The sequence below is a fragment of the Enterobacter sp. C3_dUdeg genome (assembly GCF_057536195.1).
Window position 1 is genome coordinate 83,020 of the sequence record NZ_BAAKFX010000007.1, and the last position, 26,982, is coordinate 110,001.

General features: G+C 57.4%; 22 protein-coding genes and 1 pseudogene. 13 read left to right on the forward strand and 10 right to left on the reverse strand.

Annotated features, from left to right (window positions below; genetic code table 11):
- Positions 1 to 19: 19 nt before the first annotated feature.
- Positions 20 to 1,486, forward strand: coding sequence for an IMP dehydrogenase (guaB, locus tag AC27FC_RS16210; protein ID WP_023333022.1), 1,467 nt, complete (start codon positions 20 to 22; stop codon positions 1,484 to 1,486).
- A 192-nt stretch (positions 1,487 to 1,678) separates the two neighbouring features.
- Positions 1,679 to 3,256: a glutamine-hydrolyzing GMP synthase gene (gene guaA, locus AC27FC_RS16215; protein WP_487160243.1), complete on the forward strand. Its 1,578-nt coding sequence runs from the start codon at positions 1,679 to 1,681 to the stop codon at positions 3,254 to 3,256.
- 701 nt (positions 3,257 to 3,957) lie between these two features.
- Here the strand turns inward: guaA and AC27FC_RS16220 are convergent.
- The 6 genes and pseudogenes from AC27FC_RS16220 to AC27FC_RS16245 all read right to left on the reverse strand — a co-directional run bounded on the left by AC27FC_RS16220 (position 3,958) and on the right by AC27FC_RS16245 (position 9,286).
- Positions 3,958 to 4,809: a DUF6602 domain-containing protein gene (locus AC27FC_RS16220; RefSeq protein ID WP_196354970.1), complete on the reverse strand. Its 852-nt coding sequence runs from the start codon at positions 4,807 to 4,809 to the stop codon at positions 3,958 to 3,960.
- A 161-nt stretch (positions 4,810 to 4,970) separates the two neighbouring features.
- Positions 4,971 to 5,300 (reverse strand): annotated as a pseudogene (locus tag AC27FC_RS16225) (integrase core domain-containing protein); the annotation flags it as partial.
- Positions 5,301 to 5,679: 379 nt separating this feature from the next.
- On the reverse strand, positions 5,680 to 6,504 hold the full coding sequence (locus tag AC27FC_RS16230; RefSeq protein ID WP_196354969.1) for a hypothetical protein: 825 nt from the start codon (positions 6,502 to 6,504) through the stop codon (positions 5,680 to 5,682).
- An 11-nt stretch (positions 6,505 to 6,515) separates the two neighbouring features.
- Entirely contained in the window at positions 6,516 to 6,869 is a 354-nt protein-coding gene (locus tag AC27FC_RS16235) for a zinc-ribbon domain-containing protein (RefSeq protein WP_368982201.1), read from the reverse strand.
- Positions 6,856 to 8,244, reverse strand: a complete 1,389-nt coding sequence (locus AC27FC_RS16240; protein ID WP_368982200.1) for a hypothetical protein — start codon at positions 8,242 to 8,244, stop codon at positions 6,856 to 6,858. The genes AC27FC_RS16235 and AC27FC_RS16240 overlap by 14 nt, the downstream gene beginning before the upstream one ends.
- Before the next feature lie 211 nt (positions 8,245 to 8,455).
- Positions 8,456 to 9,286: a MurR/RpiR family transcriptional regulator gene (locus AC27FC_RS16245; RefSeq protein ID WP_153656524.1), complete on the reverse strand. Its 831-nt coding sequence runs from the start codon at positions 9,284 to 9,286 to the stop codon at positions 8,456 to 8,458.
- Positions 9,287 to 9,578: 292 nt separating this feature from the next.
- Between AC27FC_RS16245 and AC27FC_RS16250 the strand changes: the two genes are divergently transcribed.
- The 10 genes from AC27FC_RS16250 to iolB all read left to right on the forward strand — a co-directional run bounded on the left by AC27FC_RS16250 (position 9,579) and on the right by iolB (position 22,704).
- Positions 9,579 to 11,084 (forward strand): CoA-acylating methylmalonate-semialdehyde dehydrogenase, encoded by a 1,506-nt coding sequence (locus AC27FC_RS16250; protein ID WP_196354967.1) that lies wholly within the window; start codon positions 9,579 to 9,581, stop codon positions 11,082 to 11,084.
- An 11-nt stretch (positions 11,085 to 11,095) separates the two neighbouring features.
- The gene (gene iolD, locus AC27FC_RS16255) at positions 11,096 to 13,021 is read left to right on the forward strand and encodes a 3D-(3,5/4)-trihydroxycyclohexane-1,2-dione acylhydrolase (decyclizing) (RefSeq protein WP_094934596.1); all 1,926 of its coding nucleotides are present in this window, start codon (positions 11,096 to 11,098) and stop codon (positions 13,019 to 13,021) included.
- Positions 13,022 to 13,325: 304 nt separating this feature from the next.
- On the forward strand, positions 13,326 to 14,312 hold the full coding sequence (gene iolG / locus AC27FC_RS16260; RefSeq protein ID WP_038417345.1) for an inositol 2-dehydrogenase: 987 nt from the start codon (positions 13,326 to 13,328) through the stop codon (positions 14,310 to 14,312).
- Positions 14,313 to 14,343: 31 nt separating this feature from the next.
- Positions 14,344 to 15,273, forward strand: a complete 930-nt coding sequence (locus AC27FC_RS16265) for a substrate-binding domain-containing protein (protein ID WP_033146190.1) — start codon at positions 14,344 to 14,346, stop codon at positions 15,271 to 15,273.
- A gap of 48 nt (positions 15,274 to 15,321) precedes the next feature.
- Positions 15,322 to 16,869 carry a sugar ABC transporter ATP-binding protein gene (locus AC27FC_RS16270; protein WP_094934594.1) on the forward strand — a complete coding sequence of 516 codons (1,548 nt, stop codon included), beginning with the start codon at positions 15,322 to 15,324 and terminating at the stop codon, positions 16,867 to 16,869.
- Between the two features lie 11 nt (positions 16,870 to 16,880).
- The gene (locus tag AC27FC_RS16275) at positions 16,881 to 17,909 is read left to right on the forward strand and encodes an ABC transporter permease (protein ID WP_013098254.1); all 1,029 of its coding nucleotides are present in this window, start codon (positions 16,881 to 16,883) and stop codon (positions 17,907 to 17,909) included.
- An 8-nt stretch (positions 17,910 to 17,917) separates the two neighbouring features.
- Positions 17,918 to 19,051 carry a Gfo/Idh/MocA family protein gene (locus tag AC27FC_RS16280; RefSeq protein ID WP_047060731.1) on the forward strand — a complete coding sequence of 378 codons (1,134 nt, stop codon included), beginning with the start codon at positions 17,918 to 17,920 and terminating at the stop codon, positions 19,049 to 19,051.
- Between the two features lie 12 nt (positions 19,052 to 19,063).
- Complete coding sequence (locus AC27FC_RS16285; protein ID WP_196354965.1) at positions 19,064 to 20,968, forward strand: bifunctional 5-dehydro-2-deoxygluconokinase/5-dehydro-2-deoxyphosphogluconate aldolase; 1,905 nt, start codon at positions 19,064 to 19,066, stop codon at positions 20,966 to 20,968.
- A gap of 11 nt (positions 20,969 to 20,979) precedes the next feature.
- Complete coding sequence (gene iolE, locus AC27FC_RS16290; protein WP_196354964.1) at positions 20,980 to 21,870, forward strand: myo-inosose-2 dehydratase; 891 nt, start codon at positions 20,980 to 20,982, stop codon at positions 21,868 to 21,870.
- 9 nt (positions 21,871 to 21,879) lie between these two features.
- Entirely contained in the window at positions 21,880 to 22,704 is an 825-nt protein-coding gene (iolB, locus tag AC27FC_RS16295; RefSeq protein ID WP_143346611.1) for a 5-deoxy-glucuronate isomerase, read from the forward strand.
- Here iolB and AC27FC_RS16300 read toward each other — a convergent pair.
- A complete protein-coding gene (locus AC27FC_RS16300; protein ID WP_232960114.1) occupies positions 22,691 to 23,884 on the reverse strand; it encodes an MFS transporter in 1,194 nt (397 codons plus the stop codon). The genes iolB and AC27FC_RS16300 overlap by 14 nt on opposite strands.
- Positions 23,885 to 23,999: 115 nt before the next feature.
- Here AC27FC_RS16300 and AC27FC_RS16305 point away from each other — a divergent pair, with 115 nt between their 5' ends.
- Entirely contained in the window at positions 24,000 to 24,443 is a 444-nt protein-coding gene (locus AC27FC_RS16305) for a winged helix-turn-helix transcriptional regulator (RefSeq protein WP_023308780.1), read from the forward strand.
- Between the two features lie 10 nt (positions 24,444 to 24,453).
- Here AC27FC_RS16305 and AC27FC_RS16310 read toward each other — a convergent pair whose 3' ends face one another.
- The 3 genes from AC27FC_RS16310 to AC27FC_RS16320 are packed head-to-tail and all read right to left on the reverse strand — an operon-like array spanning position 24,454 to position 26,956.
- Entirely contained in the window at positions 24,454 to 25,197 is a 744-nt protein-coding gene (locus AC27FC_RS16310) for an alpha/beta fold hydrolase (protein ID WP_196354963.1), read from the reverse strand.
- Positions 25,198 to 25,208: 11 nt separating this feature from the next.
- A complete protein-coding gene (locus AC27FC_RS16315; protein WP_033146182.1) occupies positions 25,209 to 25,676 on the reverse strand; it encodes a DUF6130 family protein in 468 nt (155 codons plus the stop codon).
- Positions 25,677 to 25,726: 50 nt separating this feature from the next.
- Positions 25,727 to 26,956 carry an MFS transporter gene (locus tag AC27FC_RS16320; protein WP_196354962.1) on the reverse strand — a complete coding sequence of 410 codons (1,230 nt, stop codon included), beginning with the start codon at positions 26,954 to 26,956 and terminating at the stop codon, positions 25,727 to 25,729.
- Between the last annotated feature and the right edge of the window lie 26 nt (positions 26,957 to 26,982).

Below are 26,982 nucleotides of genomic sequence, written 5' to 3' on the forward strand. Positions count from 1 at the left end.
CAGGTCAGAGATATTGCCCATGCTACGTATCGCTAAAGAAGCACTGACGTTTGACGACGTCCTCCTCGTTCCCGCTCACTCCACTGTTCTGCCGAATACTGCCGATCTCAGCACGCAGTTGACGAAAACCATTCGCCTGAACATTCCTATGCTCTCTGCGGCAATGGACACCGTGACTGAAGCGCGCCTGGCTATCGCCCTGGCACAGGAAGGTGGCATTGGCTTTATTCACAAAAACATGTCTATCGAACGTCAGGCGGAAGAAGTTCGCCGCGTGAAGAAACATGAATCCGGCATCGTGTCTGACCCACAGACCGTTCTGCCAACCACCACGCTGCACGAAGTGAAAGCCCTGACCGAACGTAACGGTTTCGCCGGTTACCCGGTGGTGACCGAAGAGAACGAACTGGTTGGCATCATCACCGGTCGTGACGTGCGTTTCGTGACTGACCTGAACCAGCCTGTCAGCGTCTACATGACGCCAAAAGAGCGTCTGGTCACCGTTCGCGAAGGTGAAACCCGCGACGTGGTGCTGGCAAAAATGCACGAAAAACGCGTTGAAAAAGCGCTGGTTGTTGACAGCAGCTTCCACCTGCGCGGCATGATCACCGTTAAAGATTTCCAGAAAGCAGAACGTAAGCCTAACGCCTGTAAAGACGAGCATGGCCGTCTGCGCGTTGGCGCTGCGGTTGGCGCTGGCGCCGGTAACGAAGAGCGCGTTGACGCGCTGGTCGCTGCGGGCGTTGACGTCCTGCTGATTGACTCCTCTCACGGCCACTCCGAAGGCGTTCTGCAACGTATTCGCGACACCCGTGCCAAATACCCTGATCTGCAGATCATCGGCGGTAACGTGGCCACTGGCGCAGGCGCTCGCGCGCTGGCTGACGCTGGCTGCAGCGCGGTGAAAGTGGGTATCGGCCCTGGCTCCATCTGTACTACCCGTATCGTCACCGGCGTGGGTGTTCCGCAGATCACCGCCGTGTCTGACGCGGTTGAAGCGCTGGAAGGCACCGGTATTCCGGTTATCGCTGACGGCGGTATCCGCTTCTCAGGCGATATCGCCAAAGCGATCGCCGCGGGCGCAGCTGCCGTAATGGTAGGCTCCATGCTGGCCGGTACCGAAGAATCCCCGGGTGAAATCGAACTCTACCAGGGCCGTTCTTACAAATCTTACCGCGGTATGGGCTCCCTGGGCGCGATGTCCAAAGGCTCCTCTGACCGTTACTTCCAGACCGATAACGCCGCAGACAAACTGGTACCGGAAGGTATCGAAGGTCGCGTTGCCTATAAAGGCCGTCTGAAAGAGATCATTCACCAGCAGATGGGCGGCCTGCGCTCCTGTATGGGTCTGACCGGCTGTGGTACCATTGACCTGCTGCGTACTAAAGCGGAATTCGTACGCATCAGCGGTGCGGGTATCCAGGAGAGCCACGTTCACGACGTGACGATCACCAAAGAGTCCCCGAACTACCGTCTGGGCTCCTGATAAGTTTCCGCGCCCGATCCAGTTACTCTATGGATTTCGGGTTGCAGGAAGGCGGCAAGTCCATGAGACCCCGGGAGCATAGTTAACTATGTGACCGGGGCGAATGGACGCAGCCAACGCACCTGCAGCCTGAAAGACGACGAGTAAATCGGGCGCTCTGTTTTTGTTTCACTTGCCTCGGAATTAGCGTCAATGACGGAAAACATTCATAAACATCGCATTCTCATCCTGGACTTCGGTTCTCAGTACACTCAGCTGGTGGCGCGTCGCGTACGTGAACTGGGCGTTTACTGTGAGCTGTGGGCGTGGGATGTCACGGAAGCACAGATTCGCGAATTCAATCCAAGCGGCATCATCCTGTCCGGCGGCCCGGAAAGTACCACCGAAGAGAACAGCCCGCGCGCGCCGCAGTACGTGTTCGACGCTGGCGTGCCGGTATTCGGCGTTTGCTACGGCATGCAGACCATGGCAATGCAGCTGGGCGGCCACGTGGAAGGCTCTAACGAGCGCGAGTTTGGCTACGCACAGGTAGAAGTCGTCACCGACAGCGCGCTGGTGCGCGGTATCGAAGACTCCCTGACCGCAGACGGTAAACCGCTGCTGGACGTGTGGATGAGCCACGGCGACAAAGTCACCGCCATCCCGTCTGACTTCGTGACCGTTGCCAGTACCGAAAGCTGCCCGTTTGCCATCATGGCGAACGAAGAAAAACGCTTCTACGGCGTGCAGTTCCACCCGGAAGTGACCCACACCCGTCAGGGTATGCGCATGCTGGAGCGCTTCGTTCGCGACATCTGCCAGTGTGAAGCTCTGTGGACCCCGGCAAAAATCATCGACGACGCCGTTGAGCGTATCCGCCAGCAGGTTGGCGATGACAAAGTGATCCTCGGCCTCTCCGGCGGCGTGGACTCCTCCGTGACCGCGATGCTGCTGCACCGCGCCATCGGTAAAAACCTGACCTGCGTCTTCGTGGACAACGGTCTGCTGCGTCTGAACGAAGCCCAGCAGGTTATGGACATGTTCGGCGACCACTTCGGTCTGAACATCATTCACGTGGAAGGCGAGCAGCGCTTCCTGGACGCGCTGAAAGGCGAGAACGATCCGGAAGCGAAACGTAAAATCATCGGCCGCGTGTTCGTGGAAGTGTTCGACGAAGAAGCGCTGAAGCTGGAAGACGTGAAGTGGCTGGCGCAGGGCACTATCTACCCTGACGTGATCGAGTCTGCGGCCTCCGCAACCGGTAAAGCACACGTCATCAAATCTCACCACAACGTGGGCGGCCTGCCGAAAGAGATGAAGATGGGCCTGGTTGAACCGCTGCGCGAGCTGTTCAAAGACGAAGTGCGTAAGATTGGTCTGGAACTGGGTCTGCCGTACGACATGCTCTACCGTCACCCGTTCCCGGGTCCGGGTCTGGGCGTGCGCGTGCTGGGCGAAGTGAAGAAAGAGTACTGCGACCTGCTGCGTCGCGCGGACGCGATCTTCATCGAAGAGCTGCACAAAGCTGACCTGTACAACAAGGTAAGCCAGGCGTTCACCGTGTTCCTGCCGGTTCGCTCCGTCGGTGTGATGGGCGATGGCCGTAAGTACGACTGGGTTGTTTCCCTGCGTGCGGTGGAAACCATCGACTTCATGACCGCGCACTGGGCGCACCTGCCGTATGACTTCTTAGGGCGCGTGTCTAACCGCATCATCAACGAAGTGAACGGCATTTCCCGCGTGGTGTATGACATCAGCGGTAAGCCACCGGCTACGATTGAGTGGGAATGAGTCCGCTCCCGGCACTGTCTGGCACGATCTAGCAAGAAATACCTTGGAGCCCGCTCAATTGCGGGCTTTCGGCTTTTAGGTGCTGGCAATTTTTGGCAGCTTTGTGCATCTATGTGGCATAGGATGGGGCATTCACTTAGCCAAGTGTTATGCTTGGCGTTCGATAACATATCGCCTCTGCCGAGGGGAGCATAGTATCAAATCCCACCATTCGCCCGATTTCATTCGTTTTTCCTACTTTTTTGATGTGTTTCTGAGCATAGTATTTTTTGAACGTAATCCGCGAACCCCAAGCCAAACCTAAAGAAAAACTCTACAAGGTGAATGACCGGGATAGGTTCTACGTGGGCGTCACGGCAGTGGGCTCAATCTCCTTTCGCTACAACTACTCGATGAGTCGCTTGTGTCGGAATCGATCGACAAGCTGGCTAGCTCCCACTGGCAGAAGTCGGCCTCAACCTGGTGGGCACCGTGGCTCAAATAAAGATGATCAAGCTGGGCTACTTATCAAACCGCGCTACCAATCTCAATCTAGTGAGATATGAGTTTGTATGTATTTCTCATCATGGTGGAGTTTCTTATTCTTTAAAATTTCAGTGGGCGGAACTGAAGTAGTGGCGTAACTATAAATCAAACTACCGCTACAAGCATGACCGATCAGCGACAATGTTCTCTCTATATTTATATCGCTGCGTTTTAAATTATTTTTGGTCGTAATATAACCCTCCAGTCAGAGTTGGCATGTAGGTGGTGATTTCTGGATATAACACGGTCGTGCTTGATGCTGCCAAAAACATATAACTGCAAAAAAGATGAAAGTGCAGATTTTTATTATCAACTGGCGCCAGGAAACGATTCTTTGCTGGGGATTTTTTTGTGGGAGGATACATCCATGATTTACCATTTGAATGCATATAGAGAGCGATTCCGTCTTCGACACTTAAAATCATATTATGCTTGTGATGATTCTTTACATCGGATTCGTACCAATCATCAATCTCATTAGCAAATGTTTTGGGATCAAAGTCAAAGCCCTCACATATAAGTATAGATAAAATTTGATCATATTCGATTTCTTCTCTATTGAAAGGATATGAAATTATTGAGGCATCTCTAAAGATCGGAGTCGCTGGGAGTGAAATGTCTGCCGTAGCTTTTACTCGCGCTAATTTGTTCAAAGCATCTCGCAGTCCTGCTTTGGACAGGCGACTCTTGACTTCTCCAATAGCGCAAACTCCTTCAATAGGAAAAAAACGCTGATGCTCATTCGATTCTATTCGCGGCACTGCCGACGGGGCATAAATCACGATGTCCGCTTGGGTAGAAATTTCCCCAGCTGAGTTCATTAGAAAACCTGTACCGATTTCAAGTCTTGCGGGCACGCACAACTTTAAGAATCCTCGAATAATTTCTTCCCTGTAGGTGCCAAATTCACCAGAGTGTATTAGTTTTCCCGTTTTTGGAGATACAAATGTTTGGCGTGAGGCAGCTGAAAAAGAATGCCTAAAGAGTTCGATTTTCTCATTCAAAAGCGCGCTAAATGCTGGGTTCATTAGTTGGCTCTATTCTATTTAAAACGATCCGGTTAACGGCGAAAACTGTCGAATTTTGATCGACAGTAGCCCAATCATAGCGAAGCGCGCGCAAGTTCATCCACCAAAGAGATTAGATTTCTGCATCGAACTTCAACGCTAGTCACATTCTGCGTTTAAATCTAATGTAAGTACACCGGTTTAGTTCCCGCCAATTTTTGAGATTTCCGATTTACCCTCATCAGCTGGTGCTCTTTCGGCGTCAGGTTGTTAAGGGGGTCGTGTGGGCGTTCGCTGTTGTATTCGTTCAGCAAGTTCTCTGTGACTTCCCTTGCCTCTTTCAGAGTTCTGAACAGATAAAAATCCAGGATTCCCGTCCGGTAGGTCCTGTTAAAACGTTCGATAAACGCATTCTGCATGAGCTTGCCTGGGCTGATAAGTTCTTGGCAACAGCATGCTCTTCTGCCCACCGCCCAAGAGATAAATTCCGAGCCGTTGTCCATGTGCATTTGAAGCGAAACCGTGTTTAACCTCTCTCACACCCATTCGTAATTTACCGATCATCAGTCTTCAAAGGAGGGGGAGGCTACCAATTCTTACACAACGGTGTCTATCCGGAACGAAACAACCCATGACTTGGGGTAGATCACATCAGTGGCTGGTTGTGCTCGAATCAAACTTTTTATAAAAGATGGTATTTTTCATGTTACTGCCACATCATAACAATATAATAGACTGATATAATTGTATTTTAATTTTCAATCAATAATTGAGTGGGAATAAAAAATGAGCCCGTTATCTGGCGGGCTTAATTTTTGCACTAAAAAATACGTGATTTCTTCTTAAATGCCTATTGTTTGGATGATTAATTAGAATGCAAATTTACTGAAGTTATATATTGTATTCATCTTTGATTTTTTCCATGCACTTAGATGGTGTAAGCCTTGATTTTCCTTGGCGCGTGTGAAGTTCAGTCTTACAAGCGAAGATATTCCAAATTTGTAAAAATTTTCGGCGTTCATCACTTGGTATCCAATCGGATCTGCTTCGCCAGTGATTAGCCCATCTGCCACACATTTCTGAAAAAAGCGCTCTGTTAAACGTTACCACAAGTGAATCGATAGCTGCAGCAGCATTTTGAAGGAAAGCAAAATCTATTCTAATTTCTACAGGTTTAGAATATGATTGAATGTCAATCTGAACAGCATTTCTTCCTGGGAGAATTCCAGCATTATGGATTAGCCCATGACGCAAATGACAAACTGCATCATAGTCTTTTAATATGCTGTTAAATATTCCTCCCTTCAAGTCAAAACTAAGATAATTCTTTGAAACGGCTGTCAATTCTTTTGCTGAGGCGAAAGACATATGTTCGAAAGCGCTCCTTCGGAATTCATCCTTTCCATGCCATAAGATGCCACCTAAATTGATTTGTTTATCAGCAGATGTACTTTTACACATCGGGCAAATATCTAACGTTTCAGATAATATAGAACGAAAGTATCCTTCTGCAGACGAAATTAAACCTAACAGTAAGAGGCCGCCAAGTTTATCCATCTGGCCGAGACGCTCTGTAGTGCCATACTGAATAATCTCTCTGGAATTTTTAATATAAAAATCAATCGGAGAGGGCATTTCTATTTCAAGCATACAATTACCCAAGCCTGAAAGGCTTGCAGTCGGTGGGGCTGTACAAACAAAATCCTCAATTTTCATTTTTTACGCCCTCAAGATACATATTCTTCTGCAGCACCAACAATTTTTACAGCTCTGGCCTTTTTAATATATTTTATAGACATTAGCTGTTCGCGACTGCTGTCAATAAGAATATCTCTTACTTTTCTTATCTGAGAGTTCTTTTTAATCCTATCTTTCATCGCGGCAGATATGTCTAGCACACTTATATCTTGGTCCGCTAAATGTTCGTAGGCAGAGGATGATTTAAGACGAGAACCGCAGTTTGGGCAAAAATGTGCTTCAGGTGTCGGCCTTTCAGTACCGCAGTTTTGGCATTGTGGTAAAGAAATTTTGAAATCCGCCCCGGTTAATCTTGTTGCTTCAAGAATTTTAGTAGATACCATTCTTGGCCAAGCTAAATGTTTTTTTTGCCCTCAAGACTTCCAAAAACATTGTTATTGATTTGGTTCTGCGGCTTACAATTGCATTATCAGTTACTAAATCACCAATATGTACTTCATAAACTGAAAATACACCATTTTCTCCACGGGAATAATCACCGATAGGCATAATAAGTCCAGCGTATTGATAGAAACTCATTACTTTTTCAAGGTTTGGATCTAAAGGGTTTCTAATCCCGAATTGCATAGTCTGTTCAGAGCGAACTTTACCAATATTAAATTCTTTTATGCTATCTAAAAGAGCCCTATAAATAAATTCTCCATTTTCCACATAGCTCTTTAAAGATGGTAGTTTAGCTTCTAAGGAAGAATAAACTCCATGAGACATTTCTTTTCCGCTTCTAGAAAGTGCTAGTATTTTTGGTTTTGAAAGAGAGTTATCAGCATTAAAGTAAGACTCAGGTGAGTTATAAATAACACGAAGCATTCCTAAAAATGCTCTTGGTATTCCAAATGAGCAATATGCTAAAAATGCTATATCATCTGCGTTATCATCAACTAATTTGATTGGGGTTCCTTCAAAGCGTTTACGCGCAAGTTCAAGCATAAATACTTCATAATCTTCACCTGAAGGCTTAACCCAAACATCTATTTGTTCCGCATCGTGTCCGACTTGGAAAGATGGAGAGTGAGAAGTAATGCCTGGATATACTGCTGCTTTAGGTGAAATCGATTTTGATTTTACAGCACGGAAAAAGTCAAAGAAATCTTCTTGTTGTTTTTCTGAGAAAGCATGCGCTGCATCATCAATAAGGAGTACACATCGGTTTATATTGTTGCGATAAAGAATATCATCAATAGTGTGTTGAAGGAAAGGAATACTGAATTGTTCAATTTCAGTGCTCTCAGTAAATCCAGCTTCAATTTTGACAATAGATCTTTCAATGAATTCTTTTTTTGGAAACGATTCAGGAATGTCAATGTTTCCAACTCTATCGAGAGTTACACGCAATGCTTCAATTACTTTAAGCGTTAACCAACCTTTAAACCAAAAAGGAGCATTTGCTCCTTTACTGTATAGGGGCTCAATTTTTAATGCTAGTTTGAAGTTAACGTACACTGGTAGTGCTTGGGTACTTAAGCTATTCACCATTTTATTAAATGCTTTTAGCATTAAAGTGCTTTTGCCACAACCACGAGGGCCGATAAGTAATTTTGCTCCACCACCCATAAGTTTTCTTAGAATGGATTCTTCTTTAGGATGCTCAATGGTTAATTCGATAAACTTCTCAGTATCAATATATTCTGCTTGTTCAATGAAGTTAACTTCAAAAGGAAGTTCGTCGTCAGATTCTGTTGTCGAAGTTTTGGTGGCCATCTTTGTTTCTTCACTTTTAGGTTATAATAACTAAAGATAACCCATTTTGTTGATGTTTGTGTAGTGGTCTTTTAAAAATCAGGGGATTATTTGATATATCATCTTTAGTTCTTTACCTAGGATGCGTTGTGGCAGTCATTAAGACCGCTCTTTGAATACTCATGATTTTAAGTTAGGATTTAACCAAAAGTTAAATTTCAATCAATTCTCATTAACGATTATTACCCAACCGATACGCCAGCGCCACCACCAGCGACTGCACCAGGCACAGCGTCGCCGACTGAGACCGGAACGCGTCCACCTGCGCCTCTTTCACCACAAAGCAGAGATCGCTGAACGTCGCCAGCGGGCTGATCTGGCTGTCCGTAATCACAATCTGCCGCGCGCCGACGCTGGCGGCGGTTTCGCTGACCATCACCGTCTCTTCCGCGTACGGCGAGAAGCTGATCGACACCACGATGTCGCGCGCCTTAATGCGGCTGATTTGCTCGCGCAGCATCCCGCCCATGCCGTCGAGCAGGATAGGGCGGCATTCCAGATGGCTCAGGGCATAGGTAAGGTACGCGGCGACGCTAAAGGATCGACGCAGTCCGGCGATGTAGATGGTGTCGGCGTCGGCCAGCAGCTGTACCGCGCGCTCCAGCATCTCCGGCTCGGCGCGGGCGGCCAGCTGCTGCAGCGCCTGCGCGTTCGAGCGGGCAAACTCCTGCAGGATATCGAGCGGCGTTTCCGGCACGGCCTCGCTCTCCATCTCGCGAAATAGCCGCGCGCGGTCGCTGTAGCTGGCGGTCTCCTCCACCAGGTTCATGCGAAACAGCTGTTTCATTTCGTTGAAGCCAGTGAAGTCAAAGGCGTTGGCAAAGCGGATCAGCGTCGAGGGCGGCACGTCGGCGCGCTCGGCAATGACGGCAACCGTATCAAAGGCCACGCTGTTGGTGTTGTCCAGCACGTAGCGTGAGACCTGCTGCAGCCTCTTGCTCAGGCTATCGTAGCGATCGCGGATTTGCTGCTGCAGTTCGTTCAGGCTGGTTGCTGTCGTCATGTTATCCCCCAAATACAGTCATATGATTCTAAACGCAAAACCGCGTCTTTTAAATGTCGGCCATCCATCTGGCAGCAAAAATGAAACAGAAGATTCAGTCATTTCCTCGCCCGAGAACCCTTAATAGCGCACGCGGCGTCAGTGGTGCTGGCTGTTAACATAAAAATCCATCCTTGATCACAATAATCATCATTTATTTTATTTCAACTTAAAATGGAATATTTGTTTCATATATAGTGTTCAGTACACAGTGTTCAGGTAACAGTCACGTATCAACAGCGAGAGGTTAAGGATGGAGACGGTAGCGAATTTTATTCACGGCGAATGTGTCACCGGTTCAGGCCAGCGCGTTCAGGCGATCTTCAACCCGGCCACCGGCGAGCAGATCCGCCAGGTGGTGATGAGTACGGCGCAGGAAACGGAGCAGGCGATTGCCGCCGCGCAGCAGGCGTTTCCGGCGTGGGCGCGCCATGCTCCGCTTAAGCGCGCGCGCGTGATGTTCCGCTTCAAGGCGCTGCTGGAAGAGAATATGGAGCGACTGGCCCGCATCATCAGCGAAGAGCACGGCAAGGTCTTCTCCGACGCGGTGGGCGAACTGACCCGCGGCCTGGAAGTAGTAGAATTTGCCTGCGGCATCCCACATCTGCAAAAGGGTGAACACTCTGCGAACGTCGGTACCGGCGTCGACAGCCACTCGCTGATGCAGCCGCTCGGCGTCTGCGCCGGGATCGCCCCGTTTAACTTCCCGGCGATGGTGCCGATGTGGATGTTCCCGATTGCGCTGGCGACTGGCAACACCTTCGTGCTGAAGCCGTCGGAAAAAGATCCTTCTCTGGCGCTCGCGCTGGCGCAGCTGCTGAAAGAGGCCGGCCTGCCGGAGGGCGTGTTCAACGTGGTGCAGGGCGATAAGGAGTCCGTTGACGTGCTCCTGACCGACCCACGCGTGCAGGCGGTGAGCTTTGTCGGCTCCACGCCAATTGCGGAATACATTTACCAGACCGCGTCCGCCCACGGAAAGCGCTGCCAGGCGCTGGGCGGCGCGAAAAACCACTGCATTCTCATGCCGGATGCCGACATGGAGATGGCGACTAACGCCATCATGGGCGCGGCCTACGGCGCGGCGGGCGAACGCTGCATGGCGCTCTCGGTGGTGCTGGCGGTGGGGGATAAAACCGCCGATGACCTCTGCGCCCGGCTGGAGAAACAGATTGCCGCGCTGCGCGTCGGACCGGGCCTGGACCAGTCGCCGGAAAACGAAATGGGGCCGCTCATCTCCTCCGCGCACCGCAGCAAGGTGCTGGGCTACATCGACAGCGGGGAAGCGCAGGGAGCGAAACTTCGCGTGGACGGTCGCGGCTTCAGCGTGAAGGGCCACGAGCAGGGCTACTTCGTCGGGCCGACGCTGTTCGATAACGTCACCCCGGAGATGACCATCTATAAAGAAGAGATTTTTGGCCCGGTGCTTTCTGTGGTGCGCGTAGCAGATTACGCCAGCGCGGTGGATCTGATTAACCGCCATGAATATGGTAATGGTTCAGCGATCTTCACCCGCGACGGCGGCTGCGCGCGCCGCTTCTGCGAAGAGGTGCAGGCGGGCATGGTGGGCGTCAACGTGCCGATCCCGGTGCCGATGGCATTCCACAGCTTCGGCGGCTGGAAACGTTCCATCTTTGGCGCGCTCAACGTCCACGGCAACGACGGCGTGCGCTTCTACACCCGAATGAAAACCATCACCGCGCGCTGGCCGGAAATGCAGCAGGAGACAGGCGCTGCGTTCTCCATGCCGACGCTGGGCTGACAGGAGATTTTATGCAAACCGAACGTATGACCATGGCCCAGGCGCTGGTCCGGTTCCTGAATCAACAGTACGTCAGCGTGGATGGCGATGAAACGCCCTTCGTGGAGGGTGTCGCCACCATCTTTGGGCACGGCAACGTGCTGGGCATTGGCCAGGCGCTGGAGCAGGATCCGGGCCATCTGCAGGTGATGCAGGGCTGCAACGAGCAGGGCATTGCCCATATGGCGACGGGATTCGCCAAACAGCACCGCCGTCAGCGGATTTTTGCCGTCACCTCCTCCGTCGGGCCGGGCGCCGCCAATATGGTCACGGCGGCGGCCACCGCCACGGCGAACCGCATCCCGCTCCTGCTGCTGCCGGGCGATATCTACGCCAGCCGCCAGCCGGACCCGGTGCTGCAGCAGATCGAGCAGTATCACGATCTCAGCATCAGCACCAACGACTGCTTCCGTCCGGTCTCCCGCTACTGGGACCGGATTAACCGCCCCGAGCAGCTGATGAGCGCCATGCTAAGCGCGATGCGAACGCTCACTGACCCCGCCAATACCGGCGCGGTGACCATCTGCCTGCCGCAGGACGTGCAGGGAGAGGCCTGGGACTACCCGCTGAGCTTCTTCGCGCGTCGCGTGCATCACATCGAACGCCGTCCGCCCGATCCGCAGCGTCTGGCGCAGGCGCGGGCGCTGATCGCCCGCAAGCGTCGTCCGCTGGTGGTGTGCGGCGGCGGCGTGCGCTATTCCGGCGCGCATGAGGCGTTTCGCGAATTTGTCGAAACGCTGCGGCTGCCGTTTGCCGAAACCCAGGCCGGAAAGGGAGCGCTGGTAAGTGACCACCCACTTAACCTGGGCGGCATAGGGGTGACGGGCGGAATGGCCGCCAACCAGCTCGCGCCGCAGGCCGATTTAGTGATTGGCATCGGCACGCGCCTTACCGACTTTACCACCGGCTCCAAGGCGCTCTTTTCCCACCCGGACGTCGAATTCCTGCTGCTGAACGTGGCCGAGTTTGATGCCCTGAAGCTGGACGCCACCGCGCTGATTGCCGATGCCCAAACCGGGCTCCAGGCCTTGACCCACGCGCTCGGGGATTACCGCAGCGGCTGGGGAGAGGCGATCGCTCAGGCGAAGTCTGCCTGGCGCGACGAGTGCCGCCGCCTGTGGGATCGCCAGTGGTGTCCTGACGACGCGCCCGAAGTGGCGGGGCACCTGGATGCGCAGCTGGCGGAATACGGCGAGACGCTCAACACCCGCCTGACCCAGACGCGGGTGCTGGGGCTGATCAACCAGCATATTGAAGATAACGCCATCGTGGTGGGCGCGGCCGGTTCGCTGCCGGGGGATTTACAGCGCCTCTGGCAGGTTAAAACGCCGGACAGCTATCACCTGGAGTACGGCTACTCCTGCATGGGCTACGAGATTGCGGCGGCCATCGGCGCGAAGCTCGCCAGACCCGAGCAGCCGGTGTACGCCATGGTGGGGGATGGCTCCTACATGATGCTGCACTCCGAGCTGCAAACCGCCGTTCAGGAGGGCATTAAGGTCACCGTTCTGCTATTTGATAACGCCAGCTTCGGCTGCATTAATAACCTGCAGATGGGGCACGGCATGGGCAGCTTTGGCACCGAAAACCGCCACCGCAACCCGGAAACCGGGCGTCTCGACGGGCCGCTGGTGAAGGTCGACTTTGCGCAAAACGCGGAAAGCTACGGCTGCCGCGCGTGGCGGGTGAACGATGAGCAAAGCCTGCTGGCGGCGCTGGAGGCGTCGCGGGCGCATCCCGGCCCGACGCTGCTGGACATCAAGGTATTGCCGAAGACCATGACTCACGACTACGCCTCCTGGTGGCGAACCGGTGATGCGCAGGTGGCGGCGTCGTCTGCCGTGCGTGAGGCCGCTGAGCAAACGCAGGCGCAGGTGAAAAAAGCCCGTCAGTATTAAGTTTTCCTGCCGTAACGAAATTTTCATTTCATTTTTGTTTTCCCCTCACCCTAACCCTCTCCCACAGGGAGAGGGGACGGATCGGTGCGGTTTTTTACTCCCTCTCCCTGAGGGAGAGGGCCGGGGTGATGGGAGTTGCCGCATGCCCACTCATGTTGTGAGATTGATAACAAAATTTATCTCATTCATCTCAAAAGTGTTAACCCGCACTCAAAAACATAATTTTCACTATTTATAAAAATGAAATAAATGTTTTATTTATAGGGTCGTTAGTTCACAGCATTCACCAACACCGGGAGCCGTTATGTTTAACATTGCTTTACTGGGCGCTGGCCGAATTGGCCAGGTACATGCAGCTAACATCGCCAGCCACGGCGCGACCACGCTCTGGTCCGTGGTTGACCCGAATCAGGAATTTGCCACCCGTCTCGCCGCGCAGTATCAGGCCCGCCAGCAGAGCCTGAACGAGGCGATGACCGACCCTAACGTTCACGCCGTGCTGATCGCCTCCGCCACCGATACCCACGCGGACCTGATTGAAATGGCCGCCCGCCACGGCAAGGCCATCTTCTGCGAAAAGCCGGTACACCTCGACCTCGCCCGCGTGCGCGACTGCCTGAAGGTGGTCAAAGAGTACGACGTGCCGCTGTTCATCGGCTTTAACCGCCGCTTTGACCCGCAGTTTCGCCGCGTGAAAACCGACGCGCAGGCCGGGCGCATCGGCAAACCGGAATCGCTGCTGATCATCTCTCGCGACCCGTCTCCGCCGCCTGCGGAGTATGTGCGCGTCTCCGGCGGCATGTTCCGCGATATGACCATTCACGACTTTGACATGGCGCGCTTCATCATGGGCGAAGAGCCGGTGTCGGTGTATGCCCAGGGCAGCAACCTGGTGGATCCGGCGATTGGCGAGGCGGGAGATATCGATACCGCGTTTATCGTTCTGAAATATGCCTCCGGCGCGATGGCGACCATCGTCAACAGCCGCCGTTCATCTTACGGCTACGACCAGCGCCTGGAGCTGCACGGCTCCGAAGGGCTGCTGTGCGCGGGCAACATTCTGGAAAACCAGGTGCAGCACTACGGCAAACAGGGCTGCACCAGCGCGCTGCCGGAACACTTCTTCCTGCAGCGCTACAAATCCGCTTACGCCGCGGAATGGGAACACTTTGTTGCGGTCCTGCGCGGCGAAGCGGTGCCTGACTGCAGCGGCGATGATGGTGAACGTGCGCTGTACCTTGCGGATAAAGCGCTGGAGTCATTGCGCAGCCAGCGCGAGATCGTCCTCTAAACACAACAACCCTACACAGAGAGACATAATAATGAAAAAACTGATCGTAGCCGCCCTCATCGCCATGACGTCCGGGGCCGCCCTCGCCGAAAACGAGCAAATCGTTTTCAGTACGCCAAACCTGGCCATGCCGTTTGAAGTTCACATGCAGCGCACGGCGGTGAAAGCCGCAAAAGAGATGGGCGTGAAGCTTCAGGTGCTGGACGGGCAGGGCAGCTCGCCGAAGCAGGTGGCTGACCTGGAAAACGCCATCACCCGCGGGGCGCAGGGCTTTATCGTCTCCCCGAACGACGTCAACGCGGTCTCCAGCGCTGTGGATGAAATTCAGGATGCAAAGCTGCCGATCGTCACTCTTGACCGCTCCGTCGACAGCCAGAAGAAAGTGCCGCACTTTGGCGCCAACAACTACAAGGGCGGCCAGGCGGTTGGCGACTTCGTTAAAACCAAATTCCCCGACGGCGCGGACATCATTCTCCTCACCGGTCAGCCGGGCTCCTCTTCCAACATTGAACGCACCAAAGGGATCCGCGACAGCCTGAAGGCGGGCGGGGATAAGTACAAGATCGTCGCCGATCAGACCGGCAACTGGATGCGTTCTGAAGGAATGCGCATCGTTGAAAGCGTTCTGCCTTCGCTGCCGAAGCGCCCGCAGGTGATCCTCTCCGCCAACGACGATATGGCGCTGGGCGCGATTGAAGCGCTGCAGAGCCAGGGCGTGAAGCCGGGCGAAATCCTCGTGACCGGGTTTGATGCGGTGCCGGAAGCGCTGGCCCGCGTGCGCGACGGCTGGCTGGCGGTAACGGCGGATCAGCGCCCGGGCTTTGCGGTGCAGACGGCGATGAGCCAGCTGGTGGCCAACGTGCGCGAGAAGAAAGCCATCACCGGGGCCGACTACCCGCCGACGCTGATCACCAAAGAGAACCTGCAGCAGGCTGAGCGTATCGGTGAGGCCGGTAACTAATATGTCCCGAGCCGCCTCTGGCGGCTCATCATGAGGAGGAGCAGACTGATGTCGCAACCCTTACTGAAAGTGACCGACCTGGCAAAAAGCTTTTCCGGCGTCTGGGCGCTGAGCAGCGCTCAGCTGACCGTTGGCAGCGGCGAAATTCACGCCCTGCTGGGGGAAAACGGGGCGGGAAAATCCACGCTGCTGAAGGCGCTCGCGGGCGCGCAGCCGCAAACGCGCGGGGATATCTGGTTCAACGGCGAAACGCTGCCGGTGGACGACTCCCCGGTGGCGCGCCAGAACAAGGGCATTATCACCATCTATCAGGAATTCAACCTGCTGCCCAACATGACCGTCGCGGAAAACATGTTTCTCGGTCGCGAGCCGCGCAGGCGCAACCTGATCGTCGACGAAAGGGCGGTCAACCAGGAGGCGCAGGTCATTCTCGATTACCTCCAGCTGAACGTTGCGCCGACCACGCCTGTCGCCCGCCTGAGCGTCGCCCAGCAGCAGATGGTGGAGATCGCCCGGGCGCTGACCCTCAACGCCCGGTTAATCATTATGGACGAACCTTCCGCCGCGCTGAGCGACAGCGAGGTGGAAAGCCTGCACCGCGTGGTGCGGGAGCTTAAAAACCGCGGCGTGAGCATTATTTACGTTACCCACCGTCTGCACGAAGTTTTCCAGCTCTGCGATCGCTTCACCGTTTTCCAGGACGGCCGCTTTACCGGCACCGGCGCGGTGGCGGAGACCAACGTCGAACAGCTGATCCGCCTGATGGTCGGGCGCGACGTGGCCTTTAACCGCCGTCCGGCCAGCGAAACGCATCATGAAGACAAACCCGTCCGCCTGGCGGTGAAGGGGCTGAGCCGCGAAAAGCCGCCGCTGGATCCGCACGGCATCGCCCTGCACGACATCAGCTTCCACGTCCACGCCGGGGAAGTTCTGGGCATTGCCGGGCTGGTGGGCGCGGGACGTACCGAGGTGGCGCGCTGCCTGTTTGGCGCAGACGCGTTTACCTCCGGGAGCTTTGAGCTGGACGGCGTGCCGTACCAGCCGCGCGACCCGCTGTATGCCCTCGACCAGGGCGTGGCGCTGGTGCCGGAAGATCGCAAAAAAGAGGGGGCGGTGCTGGGGCTGTCGATCCGCGACAACCTGTCGCTCTCCTGTCTCTCCTCGCTGCTGCAGTGGTGCTGGTTCGTGAACACCCGCAAAGAGGACGATCTGATTGAGTCCTACCGCAAGGCGCTGCAGATCAAAATGGTCAACAGCGCGCAGGAGGTGCGCAAGCTCTCCGGCGGCAACCAGCAAAAGGTGATCCTCGCGCGCTGCATGGCGCTCAACCCGCGGGTGCTGATCGTCGATGAGCCGACGCGCGGCATCGACGTGGGGACCAAATCGGAAGTGCACCAGGTGCTGTTTGACATGGCGAAAAAGGGCGTGGCGGTGATCGTGATCTCCTCCGATCTGCCTGAGGTGATGGCGGTGTCTGACCGGATCATCACCCTCAGCGAAGGCCGGGTGACCGGCGAGATCCACGGCGACGATGCCAACGAAGAACGGCTGATGACGATGATGGCCATCAACCACAACGCCCTGAACGCGGCATAACGGAGTTTCTCATGACGCAGATGATTTCTAAAACGCAGGCCCCGGTCAAACGCGCCGGACGCATCGATCCCATCGCCTTCTTCGAGCGCTTCGGGGTGCTGATTTTCATGATCCTGCTGCTGATCTTCTTCCAGTCGCAGAACAGCAACTTTTTCTCTGAACGCAATATTTTCAACATCCTGACCGAAGTGTCCATCTACGGGATCATGGCCGTGGGGATGACCTTCGTCATTCTCACCGCCGGGATCGACCTCTCCGTGGGCTCCATTCTGGCGGTGTGCGCCATGACCGCGGCGTACGTGATCAAAGGCGACAACTTCACCACCGTCGACCCGAACGCCTGGGGCGGCATGAGCTGGCTGATTGGGCTGGGGATTTGTCTGGCGATGGGCACGGCGATTGGCTTCCTGCACGGCCTGGGCGTCACCCGCCTGCGCCTGCCGCCGTTCATCGTCACCCTCGGCGGGATGACAATCTGGCGCGGCCTGACGCTGGTGATTAACGACGGCGCGCCGATCGCCGGTTTCGATCAGGGCTACCGCTGGTGGGGACGCGGGGAGCTGCTCGGCATCTCTATTCCTATCTGGATCTTCGCCATCGTCGCCGTCGGCGGCTATCTGGCGCTGCATAAAACCCGCTGGGGACGCTTCGTCTACGCCATCGGCGGCAACCCGGAGGCGGCGCGACTGGCGGGGGTCAACGTGAAGCGCGTGCTGGTCAGCGTCTACGTGCTGATCGGCTGTCTGGCCGGGCTGGCGGGCTTCATCCTGAGCGCGCGTCTGGGGAGCGCCGAGGCGGTAGCCGGGATCTCCTTTGAGCTGCGCGTCATCGCCTCGGTGGTGATCGGCGGCACCTCGCTGATGGGCGGCTACGGGCGCATCGGCGGCACCATTATCGGCTCCATCATCATGGGCATTCTGATTAACGGCCTGGTGCTGATGAACGTCTCGGCCTACTACCAGCAGATTATCACCGGATTAATTATCGTTCTGGCGGTGGCATTCGATACCTATGCCAAAAGCCGTCGCGGCGCACTGTGAGGATCACGATGAAAGAGGTTCGTATTGGATTAATTGGCACCGGGTATATCGGCAAGGCGCACGCTATCGCCTATGCCCAGGCCCCGACGGTGTTCAACCTGCGCGGCAGGCTGGTGCGCGAGATGGTGGCGGAAGTCACGCCGGAGCTGGCGGCAGCGCGCGCGCAGGCGTTTGGCTTCAACCGCTCCACCGGGGACTGGCGGGCGCTGGTGGCCGACCCGGCCATTGACGTGGTGGATATTTGTTCCCCCAACCATCTGCATAAGGAGATGGCGCTGGAGGCGATCCGCCACGGCAAGCATGTGTACTCGGAAAAGCCGCTGGCGCTGAACGCCCACGACGCGCGTGAAATGGTTGAGGCTGCACAGCGGGCAGGAGTGAAAACGCTGGTGGGGTTCAACTACATGAAGAACCCGACGGCGCAGCTGGCGAAGGAGATTATCGCGCGAGGCGAGATTGGCGAGGTGATCCACTTCTACGGCACCCACAACGAAGACTATATGGCCGACCCGCTTTCGCCCATTCACTGGCACTGCTTCAAAGAGACCGCCGGGCTGGGGGCGCTGGGCGACCTCGCGGCGCATATCGTCAACATGGCCCAGTACCTGGTCGGGGATATCGAGCAGGTCTGCGGCGATCTGAAGATCGTGGTCCCGGCGCGACCGGCGAAGGCCGGATCGTCTGAGATGATTGCCGTTGAAAACGAGGATCAGGCCCACGCGATGGTGCGTTTCGCGGGCGGGGCGCAGGGCGTGATTGAAACCTCCCGCGTTGCCTGCGGACGCAAGATGGGGCTCTCGTACGTCATCACCGGGACGAAAGGCGCCATCAGCTTCACCCAGGAGCGCATGGCCGAGCTGAAGCTCTATCTGCATGACGATCCTGTGAACCGTCAGGGGTTCCGCACGCTGCTCGTCGGCCCGGCGCACCCGGACTACGCCGCGTTCTGCATGGGCGCGGGCCACGGGATTGGCTTTAACGATCAAAAAACGGTGGAGGTGCGCGACCTGGTGGACGGGATTGCCGCCGACGCGCCGATGTGGCCGGACTTCGAAGAGGGCTGGAAGGTGTCGCGCGTGCTGGACGCGATTGCGCTCTCGCACCGGGAAGGCCGCTGGCTGAACGTGAACGACATTGTCTGATGAGGTATCAACGTGGAAAAGCAGTTTGATGTGATATGCATGGGCCGCGTGGCGGTAGACCTCTACAGTCAGCAGATTGGTGCCCGTCTGGAGGACGCGTCGAGCTTCGCCAAATATCTCGGCGGGTCGTCGGGTAACGTGGCGTACGGCACCGCGCGTCAGGGTTTACGTTCGTCGATGCTGGCGCGCGTCGGCGATGAACATATGGGCCGCTTCCTGCGGGAAGAGCTCAACCAGGTGGGCTGCGATACCAGCCATCTGATTACCGATAAACAACGACTTACGGCGCTGGTGCTCCTCGGCATTAAAGACCGGGACACCTTTCCACTGATTTTTTATCGCGATAACTGCGCGGATATGGCGATTACCGCCAGCGATGTGGACGAAAGCTACATTGCCTCCGCACGTTGTCTTGCCATCACCGGGACTCACCTTTCTCATCCGCAGACCCGCGAGGCGGTGCTGACGGCGCTGGGCTATGCCCGCCGTCACGGCGTGCGCACGGTGCTGGACATCGACTATCGTCCGGTGCTGTGGGGGCTCACCTCCTTAGGCGACGGCGAAACGCGTTTTATCGCCGCCGAGAAGGTCACCCGCGAGCTGCAGGAGGTTCTGCACCTCTTCGACGTCATTGTCGGCACCGAAGAGGAGTTTCACATTGCGGGCGGCAGCACGGATACCCTCCAGGCGCTGGAGCAGGTGCGCGCCGTCAGTGACGCTGCGCTGGTCTGCAAACGCGGCGCGCTCGGCTGCTCGGTCTATACCGACGCTATTCCGTCCCGGCTGGACGACGGCCTGACGGTGACCGGCGTGCGCGTGGAGGTGCTGAACGTCCTCGGGGCGGGGGACGCGTTTATGTCCGGCCTGCTGCGCGGCTACCTGAACGACGAGGGCTGGGAGCAGGCGTGCCGCTACGCCAACGCCTGCGGCGCGCTGGTGGTTTCGCGCCACGGCTGCGCCCCGGCGATGCCGAGCAAAATCGAGCTGGATGACTATCTCTCCCGCGCTGCGGATGTGCCGCGCCCGGATCTCGACCCGCGTCTTAACCATCTCCACCGGGTGACCACCCGACGCCGCGAATGGCCGGAGCTGTGCGTGATGGCCTTCGACCACCGCAGCCAGCTTGAGGATATGGCGATGCAGTGCGGCGCGTCGCTTAAGCGCATTCCGGCGCTGAAGCAGCTGATCCTGCAGGCCAGCCGCGAGGCGGCGAGCCGCGCCGGGCTGGAGGGCAAAGCCGGCCTGCTGTGCGACGGCACCTTTGGTCAGGACGCGCTGAACGCGATCACCGGGGAAGGGTGGTGGATTGGTCGTCCCATCGAGCTGCCGGGCTCCCGGCCGCTGGAGATGGAGCACGGCAACATCGGCACCCAGCTTATCAGCTGGCCGCAGGAGCACGTGGTGAAGTGCCTGGTCTTTTTCCATCCGGAAGACGCTCACGGCCTGCGCCTGGAGCAGGAGCAGAAAATCGCCGAGGTGTACCACGCCTGCTGCCGGTCCGGGCACGAGCTGCTGCTGGAGGTGATCCTGCCCGCCAGCATGCCGCGCAGCGACGAGCTCTACCTGCGCGCCATCTCGCGCTTCTACAACCTCGGCATTTATCCCGACTGGTGGAAGCTGCCGCCGCTCTCCGCCGACGGCTGGACGGCGCTGAGCGAGATTATCGAACGCCGGGACCCGCACTGCCGCGGGGTGGTGATCCTCGGCCTGGACGCCCCGGCGGAACAGCTGCGCGCCGACTTCAAAGCCGCAGCGGGGCAGACGGTAGTGAAAGGCTTCGCCGTGGGGCGCACGCTGTTTGGCGATGCCTCCCGCGCGTGGCTGAAGCACGATATTGACGATGCGCAGCTGGTGGCGCGCATCCGGGACAACTACCTGCAGCTTATCGCCTGGTGGCGCGAGCGCGGACACGCATAATGGAGACGACAATGAGTGTGCAATTAGGCATTAACCCGCTGACGTGGACGAACGACGATCTGCCTTCTCTCGGCGCGGAAACCTCGCTGGAAACCTGTCTGAGAGAAGGGAAAGAGGCCGGTTTTGCCGGCTTCGAGCTGGGCAATAAATTCCCGCGCGAAGCGCGCCTGCTTGGCCCCATCCTGCAGCGTCACGACCTGCAGCTGGTCTCCGGCTGGTACTCCGGCCGCCTGCTGGAGCGCAGCGTGGAGGAGGAGATCGCCGCCGTGCAGTCGCACCTGACGCTGCTGCGCGAGCTGGGGGCGAAGGTGCTGGTGTTTGCGGAAGTGAGCGGCTGCATTCACGGCGAGCAGCAGACCCCGGTGCATCTGCGCCCGCGCTTCCCGCAGGAGCGCTGGAAGGAGTACGGCGAGAAGCTCACCGAATTTGCCCGCTATACGCAGCAGCAGGGCGTGCAGATTGCCTACCATCACCATATGGGGACGGTGATTGAGTCTGCCGAGGACGTGGACAACCTGATGACTCACACCGGGGAGGCGGTCGGACTGCTGCTGGATACCGGCCATCTGACCTTTGCCGGGGCCGATCCGCTGGCGGTGGCGCAGCGCTGGGCGTCGCGCATCAATCACGTTCACTGCAAAGACGTGCGCGCCGACGTGCTGGCGGACGTGAAAAACCGCAAAACCAGCTTCCTCGATGCGGTGCTGAGCGGCGTGTTTACCGTGCCGGGCGACGGCTGCGTCGATTACCCACCGATTATGCGGCTGCTGAAGGCGCAGGATTATCACGGCTGGCTGGTGGTCGAGGCCGAGCAGGATCCGGCGATTGCCCATCCGCTGACCTACGCCCGTCTGGGGTATAACAACCTGAGCCGCCTGGCGCGCGACGCCGGACTGATTTGAGGAGGGAACATGTCACGTCTGTTATCACGCTGGCAACAGCCGAACGCGGAGGGGCGCTCCCAGTGTGTTACACCGGAAGGCGCAGGGTGGGGCTACGTCGGCTTTGAGGCGTATGAGCTGCAGGAGGGGCAGACGCTGACGCTGCCCGCCGTCAGCGAAGAGCGCTGCCTGGTGCTGGTCGCCGGGCGGGCCTCCATCAGCACGCCTTCCGCGCAGTTTAACGATATCGGCGAGCGGATGAGCCCCTTCGAGCGCATTAAGCCGTGGGCGGTGTACGTCGCCCCGCAGGAATCGGTGCAGGTGAAGGCGCTGACGACGCTGGAGCTGGCGGTCTGCGCCGCGCCGGGCAAAGGCACGTATCCGACGCGGCTGATTGCCCCGCAGGATATCGACGGTGAAGCGCGCGGCAAAGGTCACAACCAGCGCTACGTGCATAACATTTTGCCGGAAGACAGGCCCGCCGACAGCCTGCTGGTGGTGGAGGTGTGGACCAGTGAGGGCTGCACCAGCTCGTACCCGAGCCACAAGCACGACACGGATAACCCGCCGCAGGAGACCTATCTGGAGGAGACCTACTACCATCGCCTCAACCCGGAGCAGGGGTTCTGCATGCAGCGCGTCTACACCGATGACAGAACGCTGGATGAGTGTATGGCGGTCTATAACCGTGACGTGGTGATGGTGCCGAAGGGCTACCACCCGGTCGCGACGATGGCCGGGTATGACAGCTACTACCTCAACGTGATGGCCGGCCCGGTGCGCAAATGGATGTTCACCTGGGAAGAGGACCACGCGTGGATTAATCGGGATTATCCCGCGGTCAGCGGTGGCTAGCGCGGGTTAGCCACCAGAACACCAGCGCCAGCAGGCTGACCGAGGCGCCAAGCAGGCAGACGCCCGGCCAGCCGGCACAGGCATACGTCATCGTTGTGCCGAGCGCACCGAGCCCGCTGCCGACGGCATAAAACAGCATGTACAGCCCGACCAGCCGGCTGTGCGCCTCGGGACGGGTGCGGAAAATCATGCTCTGATTAGTGACGTGCAGCGCCTGACCGCCCAAGTCGAGCAGTATGATGCCGATAAGCAAGATCCCGAGTGAACGGTCCATCAGCGACAAGGGCCACCAGGCTAACAGTAAGATACTCAGCGCCGCCGCGCTGGTGCGCTGGGCATATCCCCGATCGGCCCAGCGTCCTGCCCGGCCGGCCGCCAGCGCGCCCACCGCGCCAGCCAGTCCAAACGCGCCAATCGCTGTATGCGAAAAGTTAAACGGCGGTGCGCTCAGCGGCAGCACCAGCGCGCTCCAGAAAATGTTGAACGATGCAAACATCAGCAGCGCCAGCACGCCGCGTATCTGCAGCATTTTTTCCTGCCGCAGCAGCGTGAGCATTGAGCCAATCAGGCGCGGATAGCTCATCGTGGCTGTGACTGCTGGCAGGGTGGGGAGTCGCCACCACAGAGGTAACGCAATCATGAGCATTAGTGCGGCGGCGCAAAGATAAACCCCGCGCCAGCCCGCGATATCGCTGATGCCACCGGCAAAGACGCGAGCGAGCAGCAGACCTATGAACACGCCGCCCTGTGCCGCGCCGACAACGCGTCCCTGCTCATGGGGCGACGCGGCGCTGGCGGCGTAGGCGATCAGCCCCTGCGTCATGGCCGTGCCCAACATACCGGTCGCAAGCATACCGATCAGCAGAGCTGAAGAGGACTGTGCCATGCTGACGGAAACCAGCGCCACCACCAGAGCAATCAGCTGTACTGCCATGAGTCGTCGACGATCCACTTTGTCACCCAGAGGAACGACAAGCAAAAGAGCCAGCGCGCAGCCAATTTGTGTCGCGGTCACCACGCCACCCACGGCCGCATGGCTGATGCTGAAATCGTTCGCCAGCGCGTCAAGCAGAGGCTGGGCGTAATAGACGTTTGCCACGCTTAGGCCGCTGGCGGTGGCGAACAGCCAGACCATGCTGCGCGGCATGTCGGCTGAAGGAAGGGCTGACGTCAGTGACATATTCAAAATCCTCGCCTGTGGTAATCTGGTTTTAAAATGAAACTGGTTGAATGCTAGGTTAAGCAGTTTTAAAATGCAACTAGTTATAGGCTGGCCTTTGCGAGGAAAACAGGTGATGTCCCGAAATACGGTAAAAGAGGAATATTGTCCCGTTGCCCGCAGCGTTGATCTGCTCGGGGATCGCTGGTCGCTTCTCATTGTGCGTAATGCGTTTGACGGCATGACGCGCTTCGGGGATTTTCAGCGCAGCCTTGGGGTGGCGCGCAACATCCTTTCTGACCGGCTTCGCAAGCTGGTTGAGGCGGAAATCCTGACGTTACAGGGAGCATCGGACGGCACGGCTTATCAGGAATATGTTCTGACCGACAAAGGCGAACGTCTTTTCCCGGTGATCGTGGCGCTGCGTCAGTGGGGAGAGCAAAATCTGTTTGCGCAGGGCGAGCGTCACTCGCTGCTGGTCGACAGGCGGACGGGCAGGCCGGTTCCCTTTATGGCGCCAGCAGCGCATGACGGCACTGCGCTGCTGCCGGTGGATACGGAAGTGCAGAAGATCGAATGAGTCACTCCGGTTAATTACTGCTTATCGCCTGCTCAATCGTCCGGGCGACGATCTGCGGCTGGCTCACCATCGACACGTGGCTTGCCGCCACCTCGGCGGTTTTCGCATGGATCGTCTTCGCCATCGCCCGTTCAAGATCGGGGGTGATCATTCGGTCATTCTTGCTGACCACATACCAGCTCGGTTTATCATGCCACGCCGCGTGGGTGACCTTTTCACCAAACGCCTCGGCCTTAATTGGCCCCTGCGTGGCTGCAGTCGTGTTTTGAGTGTCTGGCTTCACGTCAGGCGCGAAGTCCTTTCTGACAGCTCCTGTCGGCAGGTATAAATAGCCGTCCGCCGTTTTAGCAATGCCCGCGCTGCCCGGCGGGGCAGGATAGCTTCCTGCCAGATCCGCAGTCGACTGGCCGGAATCCGGCGCGAACGCCGCCACGTACACCAGCGATTTTACCCGCGCATCGTTGCCCGCCTCGCTAATCACGGTGCCGCCCCAGGAGTGGCCCACCAGCACCACGTCACCCTGGGCGCGGGCGATGGCCCGCCGCGTGGCCGCAACGTCATCCTTAAGCGACGTGAGCGGGAGCTGGACGGCAATGACCTCGGCGTGCTGCTTCTGCAACAGGGTAATCACCTTATTCCAGCTGCTGCCGTCGGCAAACGCGCCGTGCACCAGCACGACGCTGGTTTTACTCTGCGCAAAGGCGCTGGCGGAAACCGCCAGCAGGCCTGCCGTCACTACAGACAGTGCTTTCATCTTCAGACTCCTTAAAAGTGGTGGACCGTCGCGTGGGGCGGGACGGTGAATTCAACGGTTTTGTGGTCGAGCGGCTTGTGCGTCGGGTCGGCCAGAATAATCGTCACCTTGTGTTTACCGGCGGGTAGCCCCACGAGGATCACCGGCTCTCCGCTGGCGTCAGCCCAGTGCCACGGCGCGTCATCCACCACCACGTGAATGTGACCGATGCGCGGGGTGACCTTGAGCGCCTCCGGGCCGAATACCGGCTCGATGCGCAGGTTTTCGGCACGGTACTGGATAAACACCGCGCCTTTGCTCAGCGGCCCGGCAAGCGGCGGATCGACTATCAGCTTTGCGGGCGGCTGCGGCTGCGCCAGCGGCGCAACGGCGGCGGGGCCGTTAACGTCCGCGGCGCTCAGGTTATCCAGCGGCATGGTCCGGGCATGGGCTACAGAGGCCAGGACTAGCAGGGGGAAAAGTGCATAGCGACGAATCATGGGTTCTCTCCTTATCGGTTGTGAATGACGACAGGGAAAGAAAACCATTTTTATGTATCGGAGATATTTGCCGGAGGCGGCGTTTTGTACCCGTTTGTTAGCGTGGCGCTCTGGATACAGTGCGATACAGTTTGCCTGCCTGGACGACGCACAATCGCTATCGCCAGCCCGGCAATCACCAGCGTCAGGCCCGTTGATACCCACATTGCACCCGCGATCCCCAGCGTTTTATTCAGCCACGCATAGGCAAACGGTGAGGCTGCCGCCATCAGCTGGCCGGGGATAAGCAGCATGCCCGTGCGGCGGGCATAGCTTTCGGCGCTAAACAGCTCCAGCGGCAGGGTGGCTTTCACAATGGTGACCAGCCCGTTGATGGCGCCGTAGCCCAGCACGAACCCGGCCGCACACCACGCAAACAGGGCGCTGCTCATCCCCAGAAGAAAGCAGAGCGGCATGGCGAGCGCGGTAAAAAGCGTGAGTTTGAAGGGGGTTAAGCGGGCACCCGCCAGCACTTCCAGCGAGCGGGCGCCCGTCTGGCCGACTCCCCACAGCATGCCGATGGCGACCGGCAGGCCAAAGTGGGCAATAAACTCCGGCAGATGGGGGGACGTGCCGTTAGAGACAAAGGTGATGAGGGCAATGAAGGCGGCATAAAGCCAGCCGTTACGCCGCTCGTTGTTCAGCGGCGGCGCGGTGACCTTTGTCGTCACCGTCAGCCGCTGCCGGGGAAGCGTTCGAATCAGCATCGCGCTCAGCAGGCCGAAGAGCGCGTAGACGCGCAGCGCTTCCTGCCAGCTCATGACCTGAAGCAGAGCATCGCCCAGCGGCCAGAAAACGGCGGAGGCCAGCCCGCCCGCCAGCGTGACGCGTGAGATTGTTCTTCGCGCCTGCTGCCCGTAGAGGTTTACCAGCGCGGCGAACAGCGCGTCGTACAGCGACAGGCGCATCCCTACGCCGCCGATCAGCCAGGCGCAGTACCAGCCAAAAAGCGTCTGGGTATAGGCCATCCCTGCGCAGCTTGCGGCGATCAGCAACGTGCCGCTCATCACCACCGTCTGACCGCCAAAGCGTGCCAGCAGGCGGGCGACAAACGGAGAAACCGCCGCCATGACCAGCATCGCCAGCGTCAGGCCGAGGTAAATCTGCGGTGATGACCATCCCCGGTCGGCTGAAATCGCCAGCGCAAAGGTGCCGGGCATATAAAACGAGATCCCCCAGTTGATAAGCTGATTACATCCCGCCGTGAGGGCGAGGCGGCGTGGCAGGGCGGGTGTTTCCATTGTTTTTCATTCCGTTATGCAGTTGT